This window comes from Stenotrophomonas maltophilia group sp. RY12688, from assembly GCF_052149045.1.
In the GTDB taxonomy this organism is placed as follows: Bacteria; Pseudomonadota; Gammaproteobacteria; order Xanthomonadales; family Xanthomonadaceae; genus Stenotrophomonas; species Stenotrophomonas sepilia.
On record NZ_CP197389.1, the window covers coordinates 1,865,555 to 1,886,430 of the forward strand.

The 20,876-nt window shown below is 67.4% G+C and carries 21 protein-coding genes and 1 pseudogene; 18 read left to right on the forward strand and 4 right to left on the reverse strand.

Translation table 11 applies throughout. The features are described from left to right. The first annotated feature begins 858 nt into the window (after positions 1-858). From ACS0OT_RS08840 to ACS0OT_RS08855, 4 genes are all read left to right on the forward strand, one after another. Positions 859-1,149, forward strand: a complete 291-nt coding sequence (locus tag ACS0OT_RS08840) for a hypothetical protein (protein WP_069139924.1) — start codon at positions 859-861, stop codon at positions 1,147-1,149. A 72-nt stretch (positions 1,150-1,221) separates the two neighbouring features. After that, positions 1,222-1,572: a hypothetical protein gene (locus ACS0OT_RS08845; protein ID WP_262219608.1), complete on the forward strand. Its 351-nt coding sequence runs from the start codon at positions 1,222-1,224 to the stop codon at positions 1,570-1,572. A gap of 70 nt (positions 1,573-1,642) precedes the next feature. After that, the gene (locus ACS0OT_RS08850) at positions 1,643-2,086 is read left to right on the forward strand and encodes a RidA family protein (RefSeq protein WP_262219607.1); all 444 of its coding nucleotides are present in this window, start codon (positions 1,643-1,645) and stop codon (positions 2,084-2,086) included. 310 nt (positions 2,087-2,396) lie between these two features. Further along, positions 2,397-2,861, forward strand: coding sequence for a GNAT family N-acetyltransferase (locus tag ACS0OT_RS08855; RefSeq protein WP_139727024.1), 465 nt, complete (start codon positions 2,397-2,399; stop codon positions 2,859-2,861). 26 nt (positions 2,862-2,887) lie between these two features. On the opposite strand, the gene ACS0OT_RS08860 is transcribed toward ACS0OT_RS08855, so the two are convergent. Together ACS0OT_RS08860 and ACS0OT_RS08865 are read right to left on the reverse strand one after the other, a co-directional pair. After that, the gene (locus tag ACS0OT_RS08860; RefSeq protein ID WP_049413819.1) at positions 2,888-3,247 is read right to left on the reverse strand and encodes a response regulator; all 360 of its coding nucleotides are present in this window, start codon (positions 3,245-3,247) and stop codon (positions 2,888-2,890) included. Continuing rightward, complete coding sequence (locus ACS0OT_RS08865; RefSeq protein ID WP_414604548.1) at positions 3,237-4,400, reverse strand: two-component system sensor histidine kinase NtrB; 1,164 nt, start codon at positions 4,398-4,400, stop codon at positions 3,237-3,239. Before ACS0OT_RS08865 ends, ACS0OT_RS08860 begins: the two co-directional genes overlap by 11 nt. A 151-nt stretch (positions 4,401-4,551) precedes the next feature. On the opposite strand from ACS0OT_RS08865, the gene ACS0OT_RS08870 reads away from it, so the two are divergent. From ACS0OT_RS08870 to ACS0OT_RS08890, 5 genes are all read left to right on the forward strand, one after another. Then, positions 4,552-7,659, forward strand: coding sequence for a response regulator (locus tag ACS0OT_RS08870; protein ID WP_065185011.1), 3,108 nt, complete (start codon positions 4,552-4,554; stop codon positions 7,657-7,659). Next, the gene (locus ACS0OT_RS08875) at positions 7,656-8,480 is read left to right on the forward strand and encodes a CheR family methyltransferase (protein ID WP_005416310.1); all 825 of its coding nucleotides are present in this window, start codon (positions 7,656-7,658) and stop codon (positions 8,478-8,480) included. Before ACS0OT_RS08870 ends, ACS0OT_RS08875 begins: the two co-directional genes overlap by 4 nt. Beyond that, positions 8,480-9,055: a chemotaxis protein CheB gene (locus tag ACS0OT_RS08880; protein ID WP_049413816.1), complete on the forward strand. Its 576-nt coding sequence runs from the start codon at positions 8,480-8,482 to the stop codon at positions 9,053-9,055. Before ACS0OT_RS08875 ends, ACS0OT_RS08880 begins: the two co-directional genes overlap by 1 nt. After that, a complete protein-coding gene (locus tag ACS0OT_RS08885) occupies positions 9,052-10,185 on the forward strand; it encodes a hybrid sensor histidine kinase/response regulator (RefSeq protein ID WP_005416312.1) in 1,134 nt (377 codons plus the stop codon). Before ACS0OT_RS08880 ends, ACS0OT_RS08885 begins: the two co-directional genes overlap by 4 nt. A gap of 83 nt (positions 10,186-10,268) precedes the next feature. Further along, positions 10,269-10,697, forward strand: coding sequence for a BLUF domain-containing protein (locus ACS0OT_RS08890; RefSeq protein ID WP_005416313.1), 429 nt, complete (start codon positions 10,269-10,271; stop codon positions 10,695-10,697). Positions 10,698-10,712: 15 nt separating this feature from the next. Here the strand turns inward: ACS0OT_RS08890 and ACS0OT_RS08895 are convergent, their stop codons facing one another. Further along, the gene (locus ACS0OT_RS08895; protein ID WP_005416314.1) at positions 10,713-11,033 is read right to left on the reverse strand and encodes an ArsR/SmtB family transcription factor; all 321 of its coding nucleotides are present in this window, start codon (positions 11,031-11,033) and stop codon (positions 10,713-10,715) included. Between the two features lie 83 nt (positions 11,034-11,116). Between ACS0OT_RS08895 and ACS0OT_RS08900 the strand changes: the two are divergent. The 3 genes and pseudogenes from ACS0OT_RS08900 to ACS0OT_RS08910 all read left to right on the forward strand — a co-directional run. Next, positions 11,117-11,557: pseudogene (locus ACS0OT_RS08900) on the forward strand (YeeE/YedE family protein); the annotation flags it as partial. After that, a complete protein-coding gene (locus tag ACS0OT_RS08905; protein WP_005416316.1) occupies positions 11,554-11,991 on the forward strand; it encodes a DUF6691 family protein in 438 nt (145 codons plus the stop codon). The pseudogene ACS0OT_RS08900 and the gene ACS0OT_RS08905, both read left to right, overlap by 4 nt. A gap of 43 nt (positions 11,992-12,034) precedes the next feature. Beyond that, a complete protein-coding gene (locus tag ACS0OT_RS08910) occupies positions 12,035-13,087 on the forward strand; it encodes a linear amide C-N hydrolase (protein WP_053499905.1) in 1,053 nt (350 codons plus the stop codon). On the opposite strand, the gene ACS0OT_RS08915 is transcribed toward ACS0OT_RS08910, so the two are convergent. Beyond that, a complete protein-coding gene (locus ACS0OT_RS08915; protein ID WP_005416318.1) occupies positions 13,084-13,863 on the reverse strand; it encodes a DUF6491 family protein in 780 nt (259 codons plus the stop codon). The two genes, ACS0OT_RS08910 and ACS0OT_RS08915, sit on opposite strands and share 4 nt — an antisense overlap. Positions 13,864-13,944: 81 nt before the next feature. On the opposite strand from ACS0OT_RS08915, the gene ACS0OT_RS08920 reads away from it, so the two are divergent. The 6 genes from ACS0OT_RS08920 to thrC all read left to right on the forward strand — a co-directional run bounded on the left by ACS0OT_RS08920 (position 13,945) and on the right by thrC (position 20,850). After that, on the forward strand, positions 13,945-14,640 hold the full coding sequence (locus ACS0OT_RS08920) for a helix-turn-helix transcriptional regulator (protein ID WP_262219606.1): 696 nt from the start codon (positions 13,945-13,947) through the stop codon (positions 14,638-14,640). A gap of 167 nt (positions 14,641-14,807) precedes the next feature. Next, a complete protein-coding gene (locus ACS0OT_RS08925; RefSeq protein ID WP_005416320.1) occupies positions 14,808-15,758 on the forward strand; it encodes a DMT family transporter in 951 nt (316 codons plus the stop codon). 138 nt (positions 15,759-15,896) lie between these two features. After that, positions 15,897-16,034 carry a hypothetical protein gene (locus ACS0OT_RS08930; protein WP_162911581.1) on the forward strand — a complete coding sequence of 46 codons (138 nt, stop codon included), beginning with the start codon at positions 15,897-15,899 and terminating at the stop codon, positions 16,032-16,034. Between the two features lie 84 nt (positions 16,035-16,118). Next, positions 16,119-18,623, forward strand: coding sequence for a bifunctional aspartate kinase/homoserine dehydrogenase I (gene thrA / locus ACS0OT_RS08935; protein WP_262089651.1), 2,505 nt, complete (start codon positions 16,119-16,121; stop codon positions 18,621-18,623). After that, positions 18,620-19,534, forward strand: coding sequence for a homoserine kinase (locus tag ACS0OT_RS08940; protein WP_065184999.1), 915 nt, complete (start codon positions 18,620-18,622; stop codon positions 19,532-19,534). The genes thrA and ACS0OT_RS08940 overlap by 4 nt, the downstream gene beginning before the upstream one ends. 29 nt (positions 19,535-19,563) lie before the next feature. Next, positions 19,564-20,850 carry a threonine synthase gene (gene thrC, locus ACS0OT_RS08945; RefSeq protein WP_171956011.1) on the forward strand — a complete coding sequence of 429 codons (1,287 nt, stop codon included), beginning with the start codon at positions 19,564-19,566 and terminating at the stop codon, positions 20,848-20,850. Positions 20,851-20,876 lie beyond the last annotated feature (26 nt).

Sequence of the window (20,876 nt, forward strand, 5' to 3'; positions counted from 1 at the left end):
GCCACAGCGGCGCCCGCTCAGGGTTCGCCCGATACAGACGGCGCATGGCCGCCTTGTCATAGAACTTGACGGCCACGCTCCGCACGCCGCGCGGTGCCCTCACGGAAGCCAGCGGGTTCACGTCCAGCTCTTTCCATTCGACGCGGCGATTGAACGCCGCCTTCAGCCGTCGAATCTCCTTCCCCACTGTTTCCTTTGCCGCCTTGTCGTCCAGCAGCCTGGCGCGCTTGTACTGCTCCACCTCGACCGCCCGGATACTGTCGATCGGCCGGTGGCCGAAGCGCTCGATGAAGCGCTTCACCTCGCTCCTGGCCTTCGAAATCGTGGTCGGGTGTTCGGCCTCGTACCAGTCCAGATACCACTCCAGGTAGTCGCGGACCTTCGGCAGTCGCGCGAGAATGCGTACTCCGTGCGTCAGCTCGGCTTCTTTCGCGGCACGAATTCTCTCCGCCTCACGGGCGTCAGGTTGTTCGACGACAAGCGGCATCGGTTCTATGAGCACCGGCTGGCGGCGTGACGGCTCATGCGGCTTGTGGGGATGGGCCGCCGGTTCCTATGGTGTGCTCACACGCTATGAGCCGGGCGTTGCTGACGGCTTGGCGCTCGCCGCATTCTGCGCATGACAGCAGGGTGCCGCCCCGCATGCTCTCCAGCGTGGGGATGGAACTCAAACGGTTGGCCCGTGCCGACTGGACGCGCTTCAACCAGCGCGGTGACTCCGAAGACCCCAACCCGACGGCCATAGGCCTCTTGGCCGCGTTGGTCGAACCGTACGCCGTTGCCACCCAGGTGTGCCAAGTGGGCTCTATGGCGCTAGCATAGCCCTGAAGCCCCTGACCTGTATGGCCGGACTGGATCATGGAAGAATTGCCGAAGCGGAATAAGAAGCCCCGCCGCAAAGACGGCTTCCCTTGGAAGAGCACCATTGCCGTCGTGATTATCGTCGGCGTTGTCCTCGCCGTAGCGGAAATGGGACGGGTTGATCGCGAGTACCGTGCGCAAGCCAACCGCCAAGCCTTCGGCGCAATGCAAAATGCGCTCCATGGGGATGAATTCGTGGCCCGCCCAGCTGCGGACACTATCCCGGCCAGCGATGCAGATCAGAACGATCAGCAGGCCGGAACAGCCCCCCCCACCAAAGCGAAGTGAAGCGCCGGGGCGTGGGGCAAGCACCTGATCAGCCCCGCACCGGCCCCAGTCCGATGGATGGAAGGCCAGAAGATGTGGCAGATGAAGGAAGTGCGCGCGGCCAACGTCCGACAGGCGAAGCGCTACGCCGAGCGCTGGTGCGCGGCACGGCTGAATCCCGAGCTGCCTCTGCGTGAGGCCGTTGCCCGGCTGACCGACAGCACGCCGATCCAGTTGCCTCCGCCACTGCCTGGTCTGCCGCCGCCCCGCGAGCAGCAGCAACAGGCTCGACGCCTGGCCGAGGCCGGGACTGCGGAGCTGGCGCGAATCAAGGAAGCGCTGGAACCCCGCCGACCGCCGAAGGAGATCAAGCCAAGGGCGAGAGATCCGATGAAGGCTTGGGTGAGGGCAGGTAGAGAGCAGCTGTCCCGACCTCGAATCTGATCCCCCGTTCCGGGGAGGCGGTCGACGTTACTTGCTCGTCGGACTTGCCCTTTCACCAGAGAGAGCAACGATGAGCGCCAGCAATCGCAAGACCGCCAGCTTCGGAGTCCCGTGGGAGTCCGCTTACGGGTACGTTCAAGCGGTCCGCGTCAACAACACGATTTTCGTGTCCGGACAGCTGTCCCATACACCGGAGCGGCAGTTGGTCGCACCCGCAGAGCTGGGGGCGAATGGCAAGCCCGCCAACTTCGACACCATGGAAGCCCAGATGAGGCGCACCTACGAGAACGCGCAGGTGCTGCTGGCAGAGTTGGGTGGGTCGCTGGCTGACGTGGTCGAGGAAACGCTGTTCGTTATCGACGTTCCGGCCGCGTTCGCGGCCAGCGGCAAGGTCCGGCCGGCCATGTACGGTCAGCCGGTGCCGCAGGTTGCCAGCAACCTGATTGGGGTCTCGGCGCTGGCGTTCCCGGAGCAGCTCATTGAGATTGCCTTCCGGGCCGAAGTGCAGAGCTGAACACACGGGCGGGGTCGAGTCCGCCCGCTGGTGTCGCAACGCCCAAGTCGAAGCGACTGATGACGCGCCGGGAATGTGGGCCCCGCGCGGCCCTTCCAAGGGCGTAAGCGCCTGCCGCAGGCCCTGTTTTGGCACACGATTGGCACGGATGCCACCGGACCCCTTGATACTCTTGGCCCCGTCGCCCCCTCCTAAGGCAAGGTCGCCCGTCCGAATCGGGCCGGGGTCCCCCTGTTTGCGGCGCCACGTCCGCACGCTGCCCGCGAGGCCACTCGGATATGCTGGCGCCTCGCCACGCGATCCGCCCGCCATGGACCACCGCCTGCAGCCCGTGCAACCCCAGGACTACGCGCTCATCGCCGGGTGGCTGGATTCGGCCGCAGCCACGCGGCGCTGGGCCGGACCGGGCGTGTCCTATCCACTGCGACCCGAGCAGTTCGAGCAGGTATTGCAGCTGCGCGAACGCCCGGGATGGCTGCTGCTGGCAGAAAACGGCATGCGCGTGGGTTTCGGCCAGGCCTGGTGCACCGAGCCGGGTACGATGCATCTGGGCCGTCTGGTGGTTGCCCCGCAGGCACGGGGCTGCGGTCTCGGGCGGAGGTTGGTACACGCGCTGATCGAGCAGGCGTTCCAGTCTGATGCCGTTGAACGGCTGACCTTGCGGGTCTATCGGGACAATGCCGCCGCAGTTGCGTTGTACCGGTCCCTCGGCTTCGAGCCGGTGGACACTGCATCCACGCCGGCGCTGCTGTTCATGCAGCGGGCCCGGCGCTGAGCATGGCCACGCAGGCCGGTACGCCTTCAGTCCTGCTTGAGCAGTTCAACCAGCTGGCGCAAGCGATAGGGCTTGGGCAGGAACTCCACCTGCTCAGGAAGCGGCGGCAGCTGCGAACGCGCATAGCCGGAGGACAGGATCATGCGTGCATGCGGCTGCTCACGCGCGACGTGCTCGCTGAGCTCGATGCCGGACATGCCATTGGGCATGCTGACATCGCTGAACACCACGTCGAAGCGTGCGTCGCCCTTCAGCAACGCAGCGGCTTCATGCCCGTCGGCGGTGGTGGACACCTCGATGCCGAAATCGCGCAGGGCCATGCCGATCATCTCGCGCAGATCGTTCTGGTCCTCCACCATCAGTACGCGGATCGGGTCATCGGTCATGGGTTGCATCCTCGGTTGCGGGGAGCAGCAGGCTGACCGTGGTGCCGACACCGGGCGTGGTGGACACATCGACGAAGCCGCCGCTCTGGGTAGTGAATCCGAACACCTGGCTCAGGCCCAGGCCGCTGCCCTTGCCGATGTCCTTGGTGGTGAAGAAGGGCTCGCTGGCCCGCTCGGCGATGTCGGCGGCCATGCCGTGGCCTTCGTCGCAGACGCTGAGGGTGACATAGCCGCGTTGCAGCGTGGTGTCCGCATCCGGGTCGAGGCGATGTTCCAACGCGGTGCCGATCAGGATGCGGCCGCCATCGGCGGTGGCCTCCACGGCATTGGCCACCAGGTTCGCCAGGGCGGTCTGGAGCTGCATCGCATCGGTGCTCACCAGCGGCAGGCCCGGGGTGAGATGGGCTTCCAGTACCACCGTGGGCGGGCAGGCGCGTTGCAGGTCCGGCAGCCACTGTCGTACCAGCGCATTGATGTCCACCGATTCCCGGATCAGGGTCTGGCCGGTGCTGAAGGCCAGCAGCTGGCGGGTCAGCAGCGCGCCGCGGTCGGTGGCTGCCTGCGCGGCATCCAGCAGCTCGGCTGCGCGTGCATCGTCACTGCTGACACGCAGCGACAGCAGGTCAAGGGCGTTGCCGATGGTGGTCAGCAGGTTGTTGAACTCATGTGAGAGGCCGCGAGTGAGCCGGCCGACCGTCTCGAACTGCTGCGTATTGCGCAGCGCACGCTGGGCATCGCGCAGCAGCCGCTGCGCCTGCCACTGCTCGGTGATGTCACGGGTGATCTTGACGAAGCCGAGCAGTTCGCCGGCTTCCACGACCGGTTCGATGACCACGCTGGCGCGGAACGACGAGCCATCGCGGCGAACGCGCCAGCCCTCACTGGCGGCATGACCCTGCTGCGCTGCCACGCGAAGCAGGCGCTTCGGTTCACCGGCCTCGCGGTCGGCGGCCAGGTAGAAGCGGCTGAAGTGCGTTCCCACCACTTCATCGGCTGAATAGCCTTTGATACGTTCGGCGCCCGGGTTCCAGCTGCACACGATGCCTTCAGGATCAAGCAGGTACAGCGCATGGTCGCGCACGCTGTCGATCAGCAGTCGCAGTTGTCGGGAAGGGTCCGTCAGCACGGACGTAGTAGAGGCGGCTGCGTCCAAGTGTAAATAAGTGTTACCCCTGTGAGGGACGTGAAGCTAGGCACTCAAGTGTGAAGGATGCGTGCACACCTGACACGTGCCATTTGTCCTGTGCGGCTGAATGCGACACGGAGTACCATCTTCCACCCTTTGCCTTCTGGAACCGACCTGCATGCGTCCTGGTGCGACTACGCGTGACCGCTGGATCTGGATGACGTCCGCCGTGCTGCTGGCCGCGACCATCGCGTTGGAACTGGTCGTCCCGCTCGGCTACGCGGTATGGCTGGCCTACTTCCTCGCGGTCGGCGTGACGGTGTTCCAGCGCAGTGCACGCGCGCCGTTCGTGGTCGCGGTGATCGCCTGTGTCCTGCTGGTGATCGGCTTCAACGTTGCGCCAGCCAGCAACAATTCGTCCTTCTCGCTTGTCAACCGTACCGTCGGTGGCTGCGCCTTCCTGATGATCGCACTGATCGTGTCGCGCGCGATCCAGGCCCGGCGCCAGGCGATGCGCGCGCTCTGGCTGCAGGAGGCCGAGAACGCGGTGGCGATGAGCCTGCGCGGTGACCTCGGGCCGGAGCAGATCGCCGAGGCGGCAGCAGTAAGCCTGGCCGGGCAGCTGGATGCAGAGGTCGGTGCGGTCTATCGCCTGGACGGCGGCCGGCTGCAGCTGACCGGTGGCGTGGCGCTGCCCTCTGGGACGCCGGCCTCGCTGGCCCTGCACGAAGGACTGGCCGGGCAGGTTGCCCGGGACGAACGCATCCGCCACCTGCACGGCGAAGATGCTGCCGTGCTCGAACTGCAGACCAGCCTGGGCCGGCTGCCGGTGCGCGAGCGCATCCTGGCGCCGATCAGCAGCGATGGTGCGGTGGTCGGTGTCATCGAGCTGGGCCGCGCGCGGGCGGGTGAACAGCGTGACCTGGATCGCGAGCTGCTGGAGCGCTGCGCCGACACCATCGGCATGGCACTGCGCGCATCGCTGCTGCGTGCGCAGCTGGTGGTTCTGCTGGAAGAGTCGCAGCGCCAGGGCGAGGAGCTGCAGGCCCAGCAGGAAGAGCTGCGCGTGGCCAACGAGGAACTGGAAGAGCAGAGCCGCAGCCTGTTGCAGTCGCAGAGCCACCTGGAAGAACAGCAGGCTGAGCTGGAACAGAGCAACGTGCAGCTGGAAGAGCGCACCCACGAGCTGGAGGCGCAGAAGCAGGCACTGCTGGTTGCGCAGAGCCAGCTGGTGCGCAACAGCAACGAGCTGGCGGCGACCTCGCGCTACAAGTCCGAGTTCCTGGCCAACATGTCGCATGAGCTGCGCACGCCGCTGAACAGCTCGCTGATCCTGGCCAAGCTGCTGGCCGACAACAAGGACGGCACGCTGACCGAGGAACAGGTGAAGTACGCGCGAGCGATCCTGTCGTCCAACAACGACCTGCTCGCGCTGATCAACGACATCCTCGACCTGTCGCGCATCGAGGCCGGCCATGTCGAACTGTCCGATGAAGTGGTGGTGGTCGAGAGCGCGCTGCAGCGCCTGCGCGAGACCTTCGAGCCGATGGCGCGGCAGAAGGGCCTGGCCCTGCAGATCGAAGCCGACGCCCTGGCACCGACCCAGATGGTGGTTGACAGCCAGCGGCTGCAGCAGATCCTGAAGAACCTGCTGGCCAACGCGGTGAAGTTCACCGAGCATGGCAAGGTCAGCCTGCACGTGCGTGCCGGCGGCAACGGCCGCATCCGGTTCGAGGTCTGTGACACCGGCATCGGCATTGCCCGCGAGCAGCTGGATGTCATCTTCGAAGCGTTCCGCCAGGCCGATGGCAGCACCCGCCGTCGCTACGGCGGTACCGGCCTGGGCCTGTCGATCTCGCGCGATCTGGCCGAGCGCATGGGCGGCGGCATCCAGGTCGACAGTGAGCCCGGGCGCGGCAGCTGCTTCATCCTGGAGCTGCCGCTGCAGGGAGCGCCCGCGGCGAGCGCAGCCGTCGCTGCCGATGTCCCCGTGGCAGCGCCGCCGACGGCGCCGGCCGTGCTGCCGGCCGCGCCCGTACGCGCTGCGACCGCAGCAGCGCCGGTTACTGCGATGGCCGGCGTAGCCGACGACCGCGGTCGCCGCCAGCGCGCCGGGCGCCTGATCCTGGCGGTCGAGGACGATGCCACGTTCGCCGAAGCACTGGTGGCGCTGGCCCATGAACTGGACTTCGACTGCGTGGTAGCGGGCACGGCGGAAGAGGCGCTGGCCCTGGCCAGTGAACTGCGCCCGAACGGCATCCTGCTCGATATCGGCCTGCCGGACGTGTCGGGCCTGAGCGTGCTGGAACGCCTGAAGCGCAACCCGGACACCCGCCACATCCCGGTGCATGTGGTCTCGGCCACGGACCGCAGCCAGGTGGCGCGCGAGCTGGGCGCGATCGGTTTCGCGATCAAGCCGACCACGCGCGAGCGGCTGGTGACGGCGATCGAACAGCTGGAACAGACCAGCCAGCGCGACATGCGGCGGCTGCTGATCGTGGAGGACGACAACGAGCTGCGCCACAACCTGGAACTGTTGCTGGGCCGCGACCAGCTGCAGATCGTCGCTGTAGGCACCCTGGCCAGCGCACTGGAACAGCTCAGTACGGTCACGTTCGACTGCATGGTGATGGACCTGTCGCTGCCCGACGGGAGCGGCTACGACCTGCTCGAGCACATGGCCGGCAACGACGATGTCGGTTTCCCGCCGGTGATCGTCTATACCGGCCGCGCACTCAGTCGCGAGGAAGAGCAGCGACTGCGCCGCTATTCCAAGAGCATCATCATCAAGGGCGCGCGTTCGCCCGAGCGCCTGCTGGACGAGGTGACCCTGTTCCTGCACAGCGTGGAGGCCAGCCTGCCCAGCGACCAGCAGCGCCTGCTGCGCGAGGCCCGCCGTCGCGACACCGTGCTCGACGGTCGGACGGTGCTGCTGGCCGAGGACGACGTTCGCAACATCTTCGCACTGTCCAGCGTGCTCGAACCCCTCGGCGTCACGCTGGAGATCGCGCGCAATGGCCAGGAAGCGGTGGATCGCCTGGCCGAGCGCGAGGTCGACCTGGTGCTGATGGACATCATGATGCCGGAGAAGGATGGCCTTGCTGCGATGCGCGAAATCCGCGCGCAGCGCCACCTGCAGGACCTGCCGATCATCGCGCTGACCGCCAAGGCCATGCCGGACGACCGTGAGCGCTGCCTGCAGGCCGGCGCCAACGACTACATCGCCAAACCCATCGACGTCGACAAGCTGGTCTCGCTGTGCCGGGTCTGGTGCTCGCGGCAATGAACGAGCAGGCCCTGTTCGACCTGGAGCTGAAGGTGCTGCTGGAAGCGCTTTACCAGCGCTACCACTACGATTTCCGCAGTTATGCGGTGTCGTCGCTGCGCCGGCGGATCCGCCAGGCCATGCAGCGCTATGAGTGCGAGCGGCTGGCCGACCTGCAGCACCGCCTGCTGCACGAGCCGGACCTGTTCGCGCAGGCGATGCAGTTCTTCACCGTGCAGGTCTCGGAGATGTTCCGTGACCCGGCCTATTTCCGCGAGCTGCGCGAGCAGGTGGTGCCGGTGCTGCGCACCTACCCGTCGGTGAAGCTGTGGGTGGCCGGTTGCAGTACCGGCGAGGAAGTGTGGTCGCTGGCGATCCTGTTGCACGAGGAAGGCCTGCTGGAGCGCAGCATCGTCTACGCCACCGACATCAATCCGGCAGCCCTGGCCACCGCCGAGGCCGGCGCCTATGGCATCGACCGAATGGCCCAGTTCAGCCGGAACTACCTGGCGGCCGGTGGCACCGCCTCGCTGTCCGACTACTACGCCACGGCCTACGATGGCGCGGTGTTCGATCGCCAGCTGCGCCGCAACGTGGTGTTCGCCGACCACAGCCTGGCCACCGACACCGTGTTCTCCGAGGTGCATCTGGTGTCGTGCCGCAATGTGCTGATCTATTTCAACCGCGATCTGCAGGACCGCGCGGTGGGCCTGTTCCGTGAAGCGCTGGTGCATCGCGGCTTCCTTGGCCTGGGCAGCAAGGAGTCGCTGCAGTTCGGGCGCCACCACGGCGCATTCGAGACCTGCTCGCGGGAGCATCGCCTGTACCGGAAGGTTGCCTGATGGCACTGCCGACACGACCGGCCGTGCTGGTGATCGGGGCCTCGGCGGGTGGGGTTGCGGCGCTGCAGGCGGTGCTCGGCGCGCTGCCTGCGGCTCTGCCGGCGCCGGTGCTGGCCGTGCTGCACCTTCCGCGCGATCGCAGCAGCCGCATCGCCGAAGTGCTGGCGCCGTACTGTGCGCTGCCGGTGCGCGAGGCCGAAGACAAGCAGCCGCTGCAGCCTGGCACGGTGACCTTTGCGCCACCGGACTATCACCTGCTGGTGGAAGACGCCGGTTCGCTGGCGTTGTCGGTGGACGCGCCGGTGCTGTTTTCGCGCCCGGCCATCGATCCATTGTTCGAGTCGGCTGCGGCCGTGTTCGGCGCGCAGGTGCTGGCCCTGCTGCTGACCGGTGCCAGCAGCGATGGTAGTGAAGGGGTGGCCGCGGTGCGCGCCGCCGGCGGCCGCGCCTGGCTGCAATGTCCCGAGGAGGCTGAGGCATCGATGATGCCGGCCTCCGCCCTGCAGCACGCCGGCGCCGATGCCGTGCTGCCCCTCGAACTGATGTGCCGTCGCCTGAAGGAGCTGTTTGCATGAACCTGTTGCCGCCGGACCCTGCGCAGTCGCAGACCCCGGTCAACCTGCTGATCGTCGATGACGTGCCGCAGAACCTGGTGGCCATGCAGGCGCTGCTGCAGCGCGAAGGCGTGAACCTGCTGCTGGCGGGCTCGGGCGCGCAGGCGCTGGAACTGCTGCTCGAGCATGAGGTGGCGCTGGCGCTGCTGGACGTGCACATGCCGGAGATCGATGGCTTCACCCTGGCCGAGCTGATGCGCGGATCACACCGCAGCCGGGATGTGCCGATCATCTTCCTGACCGCCTCGCCGGACGACCCGCTGCGCGCGTTCAAGGGCTACGAAACCGGCGCGGTCGACTTCCTGCACAAGCCGGTGGCGCCGCAGGTGATCCTGAGCAAGGTCAATGTCTTCATCGAGCTGTACCAGCAGCGGCAGCTGCTGAAGGCGCGCAACGAGGCGCTGGAGCGCTCGCTCAAGCTCAACGAGACGATGGCGGCGGTGCTCACCCATGATCTGCGCACGCCGCTGTCGGCGATCCTGCTGTGTGCCGACAAGCTGGCGCTGGAGCTTCCTGCGGGCAATGACGGCGCGCAGCAGACCCTGAAGCACCTGGAAGCCAGCACGCTGCGCATGGCGCGCATGGTCGAGCAGCTGCTGGACTTTTCGCGGATCCGCAGCGGCGGGCTGCGCCTGCAGGCCAGCGCCTGTGATCTTGCCGAGGTCACGCGTGCGGTGGTGGCCGAAGCGGGCAGCGCCCACGGCCACGCACGGGTGCATCTGGATATGCTGGGCGATACCCGCCTGCAGGGTGATCTGGATCGGCTGGGACAGGTTGCCGCCAACCTGATCGGCAATGCGCTCACCCATGGCGGTGAGGCGAGGGTGGAGGTGGACGGCCGTGATCCGCGCAGCGTGCTGCTGCGGGTGAGCAACGCGGGACGGATCGACGACGCGCTGCTGCCGCGCCTGTTCGAGCCGTTCAAGGCCAGCTTCCATCCCAGCAATGGCCTGGGGTTGGGCCTGTATATCGTCGATCAGTTCGTGCGCGCGCACGGCGGGCACATCGCAGCGCGCAATGAAGCCGGTCAGGTGGTGTTCGAAGCCCGGTTGCCGAGGCGCACAGAGGGGCTGCCGGCGGCCGCTACCTGAATTCTTCAGGGAACACCTGCGGGCACCGAGACGGACTCGTCCGCAGCTGCTACCGTGGGTGTACATCTTGTCAAGGAAGCGCCATGCCACTGCGTGCCATCGCCTACGTCAGCCAGGCGCTGCCGGATCTTTCCGCTGAACGGCTGCGGGCGCTGGTCGATGATGCAGCCCGTTTCAACAAGATGGCGGGCGTGACCGGTGTGCTGCTGCATGACGGCGGGCGATTCCTGCAGTACATCGAAGGGCCGCCGGATGGTATCGATTCGGTGTACGAACGGATCCTGCAGGCCGGTAGCCATATCGACATCATCGAACTGGCGCGTGGCCGCCTTGGCCAGCGCCAGTTTCCGTACTGGTCGATGCGCGCGTTGCCGGTGGAGGAGGCGCTGCTGCGGCAACTGTCTTCCAGCGACTGGTCAGGTTTCACCCGCGCGTTGCATGGTGACCTGTCGGCGCCGACCCCGGTGGATCTGCTCGATCAGGTCGTGCAACCGGTGCTGCACGCAGGTTGAACCTGCGTGGAAGGTTCAGCGCGCTGCACTTCCGCAGTACGCCGCGTGCAACGCCTGCAATACGCCCAGCGCCGGCCCTTCCACTACCCGGTAGTGGATCGACTGCGCTTCGCGCCGGGTCGAGACGATGCCAAGTCCGCGCAGCACCGCCAGATGCTGGGACAGCGCTGATGCGCTGAGCCCGGTCAGTGCCTGCAGTTCCGGTACTGGCGCCTCGCCTTCGACCAGCCGGCACAGCACGCGCAGCCGTGCAGGATGGGCCAGGCTTTTGAGCAGCGCCGCGGCCTGGGCGGCATGCTCGGCCATCGCGGCACTGTCGAGCTCGATTCGGGCCATGGTTGACCTTTTGCTTTAGAAGACGCTAATTTAGAAAAAGCTAATTCAAAAGGCAAGCGAATGAACGCGACAACTGGAGGCAGGTCATGACCGTGCCGTGGGCCGCCGTCGCGGGGGGCGCGTTGATCGGTGCGGCGGCGGTGGTCTTGCTGGCAACCACGGGCCGGGTAGCCGGCATCAGCGGCATCGCCGCTGGCAGCGTGCGCGCAACGCCCGGCGATCGAGGCTGGCGCTGGGCATTCCTGCTCGGCCTGCTTGCCGCTGCAGGGGGTGTGCTGTGCTGGCAGGCCGTGCCAGATCAAGCGCCCCGCGACCTGTTGCGTGACGCCTTGCCGGCGTGGCAGCTGGTTGGCGCCGGCCTGCTGGTCGGATTCGGTACGCGGTTGGGCAACGGCTGCACCAGTGGTCATGGAGTGTGCGGCATGGCCCGCGGCTCAATGCGGTCGCTGCTGGCGGTGCTGGTATTCATGGCCTGCGCAATGCTGACTACATTCCTGATCCGTCATGGCGGGGGCTTCGCATGAGCCGCATGATGGTGGCCGCCGGCGCGGCAGGGGCGCTGTTCGGCGCGGGCCTGGCGCTGGCCGGCATGACCGATCCGCGCCGCATCCTCGGTTTCCTCGACATCGCCGGCGATTTCGATCCCACCTTGGCCTGGGTGCTGGCCTCGGCACTGCTGGTCAGCGCGGTCGGCCAGCGCTGGGTGCTGCGGCGCCCGCGGCCGTCATGCGCAACGCGCTTCCAACTGCCCGCTGCGCGCGGTGTCGATGTACGCCTGGTGCTGGGCGCGGCATTGTTCGGAATGGGTTGGGGTTGGGCAGGCTATTGCCCGGGCCCTGCCATCGCCGGGCTGGCGGTGGGATCGCGCGAAGCGCTTTGGTTCGTGCCGGCCATGCTTGCAGGTTTCTGGCTGCACGATCGCCTGGTTCGCCGGGGCTTCACCGCTGTGTCACCCTGAATCGGGTCATATCCACGGATCACGGGGAAAGGAGCGCAACGACATGGCACGGATGAAGTGGAAGGAAAGGGCACTGCTGGCGGTCGCGCTGGCCGCCGCAGTGGCACCCGCGCTGGCCTGCACGCGCGCGGTCTACCTGGGCGACAACGGTGATGTGATCACCGCGCGCTCGATGGACTGGAAGGTCGATGTGGCGACCAACCTCTACGTGCTGCCGCGCGGCATCGCGCGCACTGGCCAGGCCGGGCCGAAGTCGCTGGCCTGGACGGCGCGCTACGGCTCGGTGGTGGCCACCGGCTATGACGTATCGACCACCGATGGCATGAACGAGAAGGGCCTAGTGGCCAACCTGCTGTGGCTGGTCGAATCGGAGTATCCGAAGCAGCGCGGCAACAAGCCGGGCCTGGCCATCTCACTATGGGCGCAGTATGTGCTGGACAACTTCGCCACCGTCGACGAGGCGGTCGCGGCGCTGCAGCGCGAGCCGTACTCGATCGTCACCGACAAGGTGCCGGGCGAAGACCGCCAGGCCACGCTGCACCTGTCGCTGTCAGATGCCAGTGGCGACAGTGCCATCGTCGAATACATCGGCGGTCGCCAGGTGATCCACCATGACCGGCGCTACCAGGTGATGACCAATTCACCGATCTTCGAGCAGCAGCTGGCACTCAACAGCTACTGGCAGCAGATCGGCGGCACGGTGATGCTGCCGGGTACCAACCGCTCAGCCGACCGTTTCGCGCGCGCCTCGTTCTACATCAACGCCATTCCCAAGTCCGAAGACCCGGTGGTGGCGCTGGCCAGCGTGTTCAGCGTGATCCGCAATACGTCGGTGCCCTACGGCATTACCACGCCGGGCGAGCCGAACATCTCCTCCACGCGCTGGCGTACCGTCGCCGACCACAAGCGGCGCTTGTACTTCTTCGAATCGGCATTGACCCCGAACACGTTCTGGGTCGACCTCAACAAGGTGGATTTCGGCGGCAAGGTGCTCAAGCTCGATCTCGGTCCGGACCAGCGCAATACCTTTTCCGGCGACGCGCTGGGCCACTTCGTGCCCAGCGCACCGTTCGCGTTCCTCGGCGTCGACGGTTAGTTCGACGCCTGGCTGGAAGCCGGATAGACCGCCTGGATCGTGCAGCCGCCGCGGGTGTACTGCGGCAGCGGCGCCAGCGCGTCGTTGCGCAGGTCACCATTCTCGAATCCGGCGGTGAGGATGCGATCGCCCGGATTGCCACAGATCAGGCCGTTCTGCATGCCGGAGTGGAAGCTCAGCTGTGGCGCACGGTCGAGCTGGCGGCAGTGGCTGCCAAGCTCCACGCGATAGTAGCGGTGCCCCCCATTGCGATGCGGATTGGTCTCCACCAGCATGCCCTGCGGGTCGGACGACCACGCGCGCACGTTGCGCGTGGCAAAGCAGTACGACGGCGAACCACCGAAACTGCGGCGGATGTCCCTGCGCTCGCGGATGGTCAGAGCGGGCAGGGTGGCCATGCGCAGGCGGTCGCTGTCGCGGGCCACGCTGGCGTAGTCGCGATCCTGCACGGGGGTCACCGCGCTGATCGCGCAGCTGCGGCCATCGACCACCACACGCTCGCTGGGGCGACCGCAGGCCCAGCCGGCGGGTGCTTCAAGTTTCAGCGTGGTGGCACCGCGGACGCCGGGGCACTCTTCGCTGAAGTCGATCCGATAGGCCTGGCCCGAGGCGGCTCGCAGAGCGATTGAACGCGATGAAGCCTGCTCCACTTCCTGGACGCCGACCGCGTCCATGCAGTGCGGGGCCGGTGGCGTACGTTCCTGCGCGGAGGCCGAGGCGGTGAGCGCCAGGCCGAGGCTGGTGGCAAGCACCAGGGACAGCTGCTGATGGGTCATGACCTGCACTCCCTGCGTTGGATGACGGATCGACTATAGCAGCGGTTTGCACGGCCGTTGTTACACGCGCACACTGCCCGGATGGGCGCCATCTTCCATCTGCGGCACTACGGGCAGGCCACCGGCCTGGACCGCCATGACTACGCGCAGTGGGTGCTGCCGCTGCAGGGGGAACTGCAGTTCGAGATGGAAGGGCGCGGCGGCCGGCTGGACCTGCTGCAGGGGGCATTTGTCGCCGCCGGCGAAGCACATGACCAGATGGCGGACGGCCCCAATGGTTTCGTGATCGTTGATTGTCCTCCAGGCGTGCTGGATGACGGCACGCAGGAGCATCTGTGCCGCCAGCGCTGGCTGCATCTGCCGCTGGCGTTGCGGCAGCGCCTGGCCGCCGTGCAGGCAGGGCAGCCGATGCCGGCGTTGCTGCCGCAGTTGCTGCAGGTATTTGCACCGGCGGGCAGTGGCGCGCGCATGCAGGGCCTGTGCGCGGCGGTGCAGGCCGATCCCGGCCGGGCCTGGCCGGTTGCCCGGATGGCCGGAGTTGTCGGTGTCAGCGAGAGCCGGTTGCACACATTGTTCCAGCGCGAGTTCGGGCTGAGCCCGCAGGCCTGGCTCAGCGCGTGCCGCTTGCGTTGGGCCAAGCATCAGCTGCGCACTACCGCCGCGCCGATCAGCGATATCGCACTGGCCGCAGGCTATTCCGAACAGAGTGCACTGACCCGTGCGCTGCGCCGCGAATGTGGCCAGACCCCCGCTGCGTGGCGCAGGGGTGTCGGCTGATCTGTAGAGCCGAGCCCACGCTCGGCTGCCCTTGTCTGCACAACGGTGAATCGCAGCCGAGCATTGGCTCGGCTCTACAGAGGTGACAAGGCAGCAGCCTGGGTCAAGAGCGCCCAGCGGCCAGCGCTTACACTGCGCGGCCCGTTCCATCCGCCCGGACAACCCGAATGCGCAACAACCCGATGGCCGTGGGCATCGCCAATGGCGTGGCCGCTGGCGCACTGTGGGGCGTGGTCTTTCTCGCGCCTGCCGTGCTTCAGTCGTTCAATGCGTTGCAACTGTCCGCCGGCCGCTACCTGGTCTATGGCCTGATGGCAGTCGCCCTGCTGCTGCCGCGATGGAAGCGGCTGGCACCGCGGCTGGGCCGTGCCGAATGGATCGGCCTGCTGTGGCTGAGCCTGGCAGGCAACCTGGTGTATTTCCTGCTGCTGGCGACCGCCGTGCAGTGGGCCGGTGGCGCTGCAGCATCGCTGATCGTCGGCCTGATTCCGGTGGTGGTCACCCTCGTTGGCGTGCGCGAGCAGGGCGCTGTACCACTGAAACAGCTGCTGCCGGCACTGGGGCTGTGCGTGCTGGGGGTCGCCCTGGTGGGTTGGGAAGCGCTGATGTCCGAGCACCTGGCCACCCCGTGGCGGCAGCGCCTGATCGGGCTGCTGTGCGCGTTCGGTGCGCTGTTCTCGTGGGCGCTGTACTCGATCGGCAACAGCCGCTGGCTGGCGCGCAGGCCGGACCTGTCCAGCCATGACTGGTCGCTGCTGACCGGCGTCACCACCGGCGGCCTGGCCCTGCTGCTGGTGCCGATGGCCTTCATCGGGCACACCGGCAGCCATACGGCGGCGCAATGGAGCGGGTTCTGGGCGATCAGCGCCGGCGTGGCAGTGGTGGCCTCGATCCTCGGCAACGCATTCTGGAACCGTGCCAGCCGCCTGCTGCCACTGACCCTGACTGGCCAGATGATCGTGTTCGAGACCCTGTTCGCGCTGCTGTACGCCTTTGCATGGCAGCAGCGCTGGCCCTCGCTGCTGGAAGCGCTGGCAATCGTGTTCCTGGTGGCTGGCGTGATGCTGTGCGCGCATGCGCATCGCACACCACGGGCGATTGCCGAACATGCCGGCTGAATGCAGTCGTCAAGCGTGCTGATGCCGGCTTTGTCTCAGTTGCAACCAAATGTCGGCACGTTGGCCGATGATCGCTGCATCGGTTTTTTGCATCGCAGCACTTGACAGCGGCAGGGCGCACGGTGTTTTCTGTGCGCCATGGTCCTTGATGCCGCCCACGCCAGCCTGATCGCCCCCGCCATTGCGGGCCGTTCGACTGCGCCGGTCGCGACCATCACCACCATTACCACCACCACCGTCACCACTGCCCTGGTGCGGCCCGTCGTCTTCGTGTAACTCCCGAAAACCACGGCCCCGCACCCTACAGGTGGCGGGGAAACTCGACACCTGCATGCGACGGGGCCTCCTACCGAGGTCTGCATGTCTTCCCACGCTCCCGCTCATTCCGTTGCCCCGGCCGACCTGGCTGCCCCGTTCACCGTCGTGCACAAGTTCGGCGGCACCTCGGTGGCCGATGCCGAACGCTATCGCCATGTGGGCGGCCTGCTGCTGGCCCGTCCTGAATCGCTGCAGGTCACTGTCGTCTCGGCGATGAAGGGCGTCACCGACGCGCTGATCGAACTGGCCCAGCTGGCGGCCAAGGGCGATCAAGGCTGGCGTGAGGCCTGGCATGCCCTGCGCGCACGCCATCGCGGCGCTGCCGTGGCGCTGCTGGGCGAGCAGGTGGGCGAGACGGTCGAATGGATCGACGCCCGCTTCGATCAGTTGGCCGAAGTGCTGGCCGCGCTGGCGGTGATCGGCGAGCTGCCGCGCGAGGTGCTGGACCGTGTGCAGGGCTTGGGCGAAGTGTTTTCCGCACAGCTGCTCGGCACGCATCTGCGGGCGCTGGGCGAAGACTGCGCGGTACTCGACGCGCGCGATGTGCTGGTGGTCGGGCATGGCGAACTCGGCGTGGATGTCGACTGGGAAGCCAGTGCCGACCGCCTGGCCAAGTGGCGCCTGCAGCATCCGCAGTCGCGCCTGGTTGCCACCGGATTCGTCGCACGCGATCGCGATGACCGCATTACCACCCTCGGCCGCAACGGCAGCGACTATTCCGGTGCGATCTTTGCCGCGCTGTTCAACGCTGACGAGCTGCACATCTGGACCGATGTCGATGGCGTGCTGTCGGCGGACCCACGGCTGGTGCCCGAGGCGGTGCAGCTGGAAGCGCTGAGCTACGACGAGGCCTGCGAACTGGCGTACTTCGGCGCCAAGGTGGTGCACCCGCAGACGATGTCGCCGGCGATCCGCCTCGGCCTGCCGATCTTCATCCGCAATACGTTCCAGCCGGCGCATCCGGGGACGCGGATCAGCGCCGAGCGCTCGCCGCGCGGGCCGGTGAAGGGCCTGACCCTGAGTCCCGGGCTGGCCCTGCTGAACCTGGAAGGCACCGGCCTGATCGGCGTGCCGGGTACCGCCGAGCGCGTGTTTGCCGCGCTGCGCCAGGCGCAGGTGTCGGTGGTGATGATCTCGCAGGGTTCCTCGGAACATTCAATCTGCTGCGTGGTGCGTGCTGCCGAAGCCGGCCGTGGCCGTGATGCACTGCTGCACGCATTTGCGCACGAGTTGTCAGCGGGACAGGTGCAGCGCGTACAGGTCAGTGAGGGCGTCAGCGTACTGGCCGCGGTCGGTGACGGCATGGCCGGGCAGCCAGGTGTGGCGGCGCGCCTGTTCGAGGCACTGGGGCGTGCGCAGGTGAACATCCTGGCGATTGCGCAGGGCTCGTCCGAGCGCAACATCTCGGTCGCCGTGGATAGCGCCGATGCCACCCGTGCGCTGCGCGCGGCGCATGCAGGCTTCTGGCTGTCGCCGCAGACCTTCGCGGTCGGTGTGATCGGGCCCGGCAACGTTGGCGCCGCACTGCTGGACCAGTTGCTGGCCGCGCGCCCGCAGCTGCTGGCCAAGGCCAATGTGGATCTTCGCCTGCGTGCGCTGGCCTCGCGTTCGCGCATGCGCCTGGAAGTGGACGGCCTGCACGCGGACTGGCGCGAGGCCCTGCGGGACGCGGGTGAATCCAGCGATCTTGATCGTTTCACCGAGCACCTGCTGGCTGCGCACCTGCCGCATGCGGTGGTGATCGACTGCAGTGGCAGTGCCGAGGTGGCCGAACGCTACGAGGGCTGGCTGGCGGCAGGCATCCATGTGGTCACCCCGAACAAACAGGCGGGCGCCGGGCCGCTGCCGCGCTACCAGCGCATCCGCGCCGCCGCAGCGGCCAGTGGTGCGCGCTTCCGCTACGAGGCCACGGTGGGCGCGGGCCTGCCGGTGATCACCACGCTGCGCGATCTGGTCGATACCGGTGACGAGGTGCTGACCATCGAGGGCATCTTCTCCGGCACGCTGGCCTGGCTGTTCAACCGCTTCGATGGCAGCCAGCCGTTCTCGCAGCTGGTCGCGCAGGCGCGGTCAATGGGCTATACCGAGCCGGACCCGCGCGATGATCTGTCCGGTGTGGACGTGGCACGCAAGCTGGTGATCCTTGCACGCGAGGCCGGTCACGCGCTCAGCCTGGAACAGGTACAGGTGGAAAGCCTGGTGCCGGCACTGCTGCGCGACGGCAGCGTGGATGACTTCATGGCGCGGCTGGGCGAGTCCGACGCCAGCTTGCTGCTGCGCCTGCAGGATGCGCGGGCGCGTGGCGCGGTGCTGCGCTACGTGGCACGGCTGGGCACCGACGGCGCCTCGGTGGGCCTGCAGGAACTGCCGGCCGACCATGCCTTCGCCAACCTGCGGCTGACCGACAACGTGGTGCAGTTCCGTACCCGCCGCTACTGCGACAACCCGCTGGTGGTGCAGGGACCGGGCGCTGGACCGGAAGTGACGGCGGCGGGCGTGTTCGCCGACCTGCTGCGGGTAGCCGCTGGCGAGGGAGCACGCCTGTGATCGCACGTGCATTTGCGCCCGCCTCGGTGGCCAATGTGGCGGTGGGCTTCGACATTCTGGGGCATGCCATTGCAGGCGTTGGCGATACGGTGAGCGTGCGGCGTATCGATGAGCCGGTGGTGCGCATCGAGGCGATCCGTGGCAGTGCGGTCGAACTTCCGCTGGAGGCGGCCGGAAACACGGCAGGTGCGGCGTTGATGTCGCTGCGCGCAGGGCTGGACCTGGACTTCGGCTTCGCGGTGGAGATCGACAAGGGCATTCCATTCGGCTCCGGCATGGGCGGCTCGGCAGCGTCGTGCGTCGCTGCGCTGGTTGCTGCCAACGCATTGCTGGATGCGCCACTCGCGCGCGAGGCGCTGTACCCGTTTGCGCTGGACGGCGAGGCCGTGGCCAGTGGGGGCCGCCATGGTGACAACGTGGGGCCGCTGCTGCTCGGCGGGCTGGCGTTGTGCACGGCCGACCGCCTGCTGCCGATCCCTGTGCCAGCCAGTTGGCACAGCCTGCTGGTGCACCCGCACGCGGTGCTGGAAACCCGTCTGGCACGCCAGGCGCTGCAAGGCAGCTATGCGCTGGGTGAATTCGTAGCGCAGAGTGCGAATCTTGCGCTGGTGCTCAGCGGCTGCCATCGCAGCGACGCGGCGCTGGTCCGCGCTGGCCTGCGCGATGTGCTGGTGGAGCCGCGACGGGCGGGACTGATCGGCGGCTTCGAGGCGGCTCGTGATGCGGCGTTGTCAGCCCGTGCAATGGGCGCAGGCATCTCCGGTGCCGGCCCCAGCGTGTTCGCCTGGTTCGAAGATGCCGACCAGGCCCACGCTGCCGCGGCGCCGGTGCAGGCGGCATTCGCTGCTGCCGGCTTCGACAGCGATGCCTGGGTGTCGCCGCTGGATGCGCCCGGAGCCCGGCTGTGCTGAATCCTTCTCCCTCTTTGGATACTGAACCCATGCAATTCGTTTCGACCCGCGGCCGGTCCCCGGCCGTTGGCCTCAGTGCGGCCATCGCTGCAGGCTTGGCGCCCGATGGTGGCCTGTACGTGCCCCAGGTACTGCCGGCGCCACGTGAGCTGGAAGCCGGTGCGACCCTGGCCGATACCGCTGCAGACCTGCTGGCACCGTTCTTCGCCGGAGATGCGCTGGAGGCCGGATTACCGTCGATCTGCCGCGAGGCGTTCGACTTCCCGGTGCCGCTGCGTGCGCTCGGCGACGGTGACCACGTGCTGGAACTGTTCCATGGGCCGACGGCGGCGTTCAAGGACATTGGTGCGCGTTTCCTGGCCGGTACGCTGTCGCGGCTGCAGGCCGGCAAGGACCGTGACCTGACCATCGTCGTCGCCACCTCTGGCGATACCGGCGCCGCCGTTGCCGCGGCCTTCCATCGCCAGCCAGGCGTACGCGTGGTGGTGCTGTATCCGGATGGCCGCGTGTCACCGCGCCAGGCGCACCAGCTCGGCTGCTTCGGTGACAACATCCAGGCGCTGCGCGTGGCCGGTGCCTTCGACGACTGCCAGGCCATGGTCAAGCAGGCGCTGGCCGACCGCGAACTGCAGGCACAGGTGCCGCTGAGCTCGGCCAACAGCATCAGCCTCGGTCGCCTGCTGCCGCAGATGAGCTACTACGCACATACGGCACTGAGCCACTACGCGTTGCATCGTCGCCGGCTCAACCTGGTGGTACCGACCGGCAACCTGGGCAACGCAATGGCCGCAGTGCTGGCGCGCGCGCTGGGCGTGCCGATCGGACAGATCGTGCTGGCCACCAATGCCAACGCCGTATTGCCGGCGTACTTCAACGGTGGCGAGTACCACCCGCAGGCCAGCGTGGCGACCGTGGCCAATGCAATGGACGTGGGTGCGCCAAGCAACTTCGAACGCCTGCGCTGGCTTTACCGGGGAGATGATGCGGAGCTGCGCGCTGCACTGCGTGCGTTCGCGGTGGATGATGTGACCATCCGCGCGACGATTGCGGCGGCCCATGCCAGCAGTGGCGAGCTGTTCTGCCCGCATACGGCTACGGCGGTGAAGGTGCTGCAGGACCTGCGCGCACGTGGTGCCAAGGGCGACTGGGCGGTGGTGGCCACCGCGCATCCGGCCAAGTTCGAGGCCGTGGTCGAGCCGTTGATCGGCGAACCTGTGGCCGTGCCACCGGCATTGGATGCGTTGTTGCAACGGGCGGCGCACGCCGAACCGTTGGCCGCCGATTACGCGGCGTTGCGCGAGGTGTTGTTGCGTTGATCGGAGATGGATGGGATTGCCGGCCG

Bases quoted from the DNA above. Each gene is read 5' to 3' on its own strand.
- ACS0OT_RS08840 (WP_069139924.1), top strand. From the start codon at position 859: ATGGAAGAATTGCCGAAGCGGAATAAGAAGCCCCGCCGCAAAGACGGC.
- ACS0OT_RS08845 (WP_262219608.1), top strand. From the start codon at position 1,222: ATGTGGCAGATGAAGGAAGTGCGCGCGGCCAACGTCCGACAGGCGAAG.
- ACS0OT_RS08850 (WP_262219607.1), top strand. From the start codon at position 1,643: ATGAGCGCCAGCAATCGCAAGACCGCCAGCTTCGGAGTCCCGTGGGAG.
- ACS0OT_RS08855 (WP_139727024.1), top strand. From the start codon at position 2,397: ATGGACCACCGCCTGCAGCCCGTGCAACCCCAGGACTACGCGCTCATC.
- ACS0OT_RS08860 (WP_049413819.1), bottom strand. From the start codon at position 3,247: ATGACCGATGACCCGATCCGCGTACTGATGGTGGAGGACCAGAACGAT.
- ACS0OT_RS08870 (WP_065185011.1), top strand. From the start codon at position 4,552: ATGCGTCCTGGTGCGACTACGCGTGACCGCTGGATCTGGATGACGTCC.
- ACS0OT_RS08875 (WP_005416310.1), top strand. From the start codon at position 7,656: ATGAACGAGCAGGCCCTGTTCGACCTGGAGCTGAAGGTGCTGCTGGAA.
- ACS0OT_RS08880 (WP_049413816.1), top strand. From the start codon at position 8,480: ATGGCACTGCCGACACGACCGGCCGTGCTGGTGATCGGGGCCTCGGCG.
- ACS0OT_RS08885 (WP_005416312.1), top strand. From the start codon at position 9,052: ATGAACCTGTTGCCGCCGGACCCTGCGCAGTCGCAGACCCCGGTCAAC.
- ACS0OT_RS08890 (WP_005416313.1), top strand. From the start codon at position 10,269: ATGCCACTGCGTGCCATCGCCTACGTCAGCCAGGCGCTGCCGGATCTT.
- ACS0OT_RS08895 (WP_005416314.1), bottom strand. From the start codon at position 11,033: ATGGCCCGAATCGAGCTCGACAGTGCCGCGATGGCCGAGCATGCCGCC.
- ACS0OT_RS08905 (WP_005416316.1), top strand. From the start codon at position 11,554: ATGAGCCGCATGATGGTGGCCGCCGGCGCGGCAGGGGCGCTGTTCGGC.
- ACS0OT_RS08910 (WP_053499905.1), top strand. From the start codon at position 12,035: ATGGCACGGATGAAGTGGAAGGAAAGGGCACTGCTGGCGGTCGCGCTG.
- ACS0OT_RS08915 (WP_005416318.1), bottom strand. From the start codon at position 13,863: ATGACCCATCAGCAGCTGTCCCTGGTGCTTGCCACCAGCCTCGGCCTG.
- ACS0OT_RS08920 (WP_262219606.1), top strand. From the start codon at position 13,945: ATGGGCGCCATCTTCCATCTGCGGCACTACGGGCAGGCCACCGGCCTG.
- ACS0OT_RS08925 (WP_005416320.1), top strand. From the start codon at position 14,808: ATGCGCAACAACCCGATGGCCGTGGGCATCGCCAATGGCGTGGCCGCT.
- ACS0OT_RS08930 (WP_162911581.1), top strand. From the start codon at position 15,897: ATGGTCCTTGATGCCGCCCACGCCAGCCTGATCGCCCCCGCCATTGCG.
- thrA (WP_262089651.1), top strand. From the start codon at position 16,119: ATGTCTTCCCACGCTCCCGCTCATTCCGTTGCCCCGGCCGACCTGGCT.
- thrC (WP_171956011.1), top strand. From the start codon at position 19,564: ATGCAATTCGTTTCGACCCGCGGCCGGTCCCCGGCCGTTGGCCTCAGT.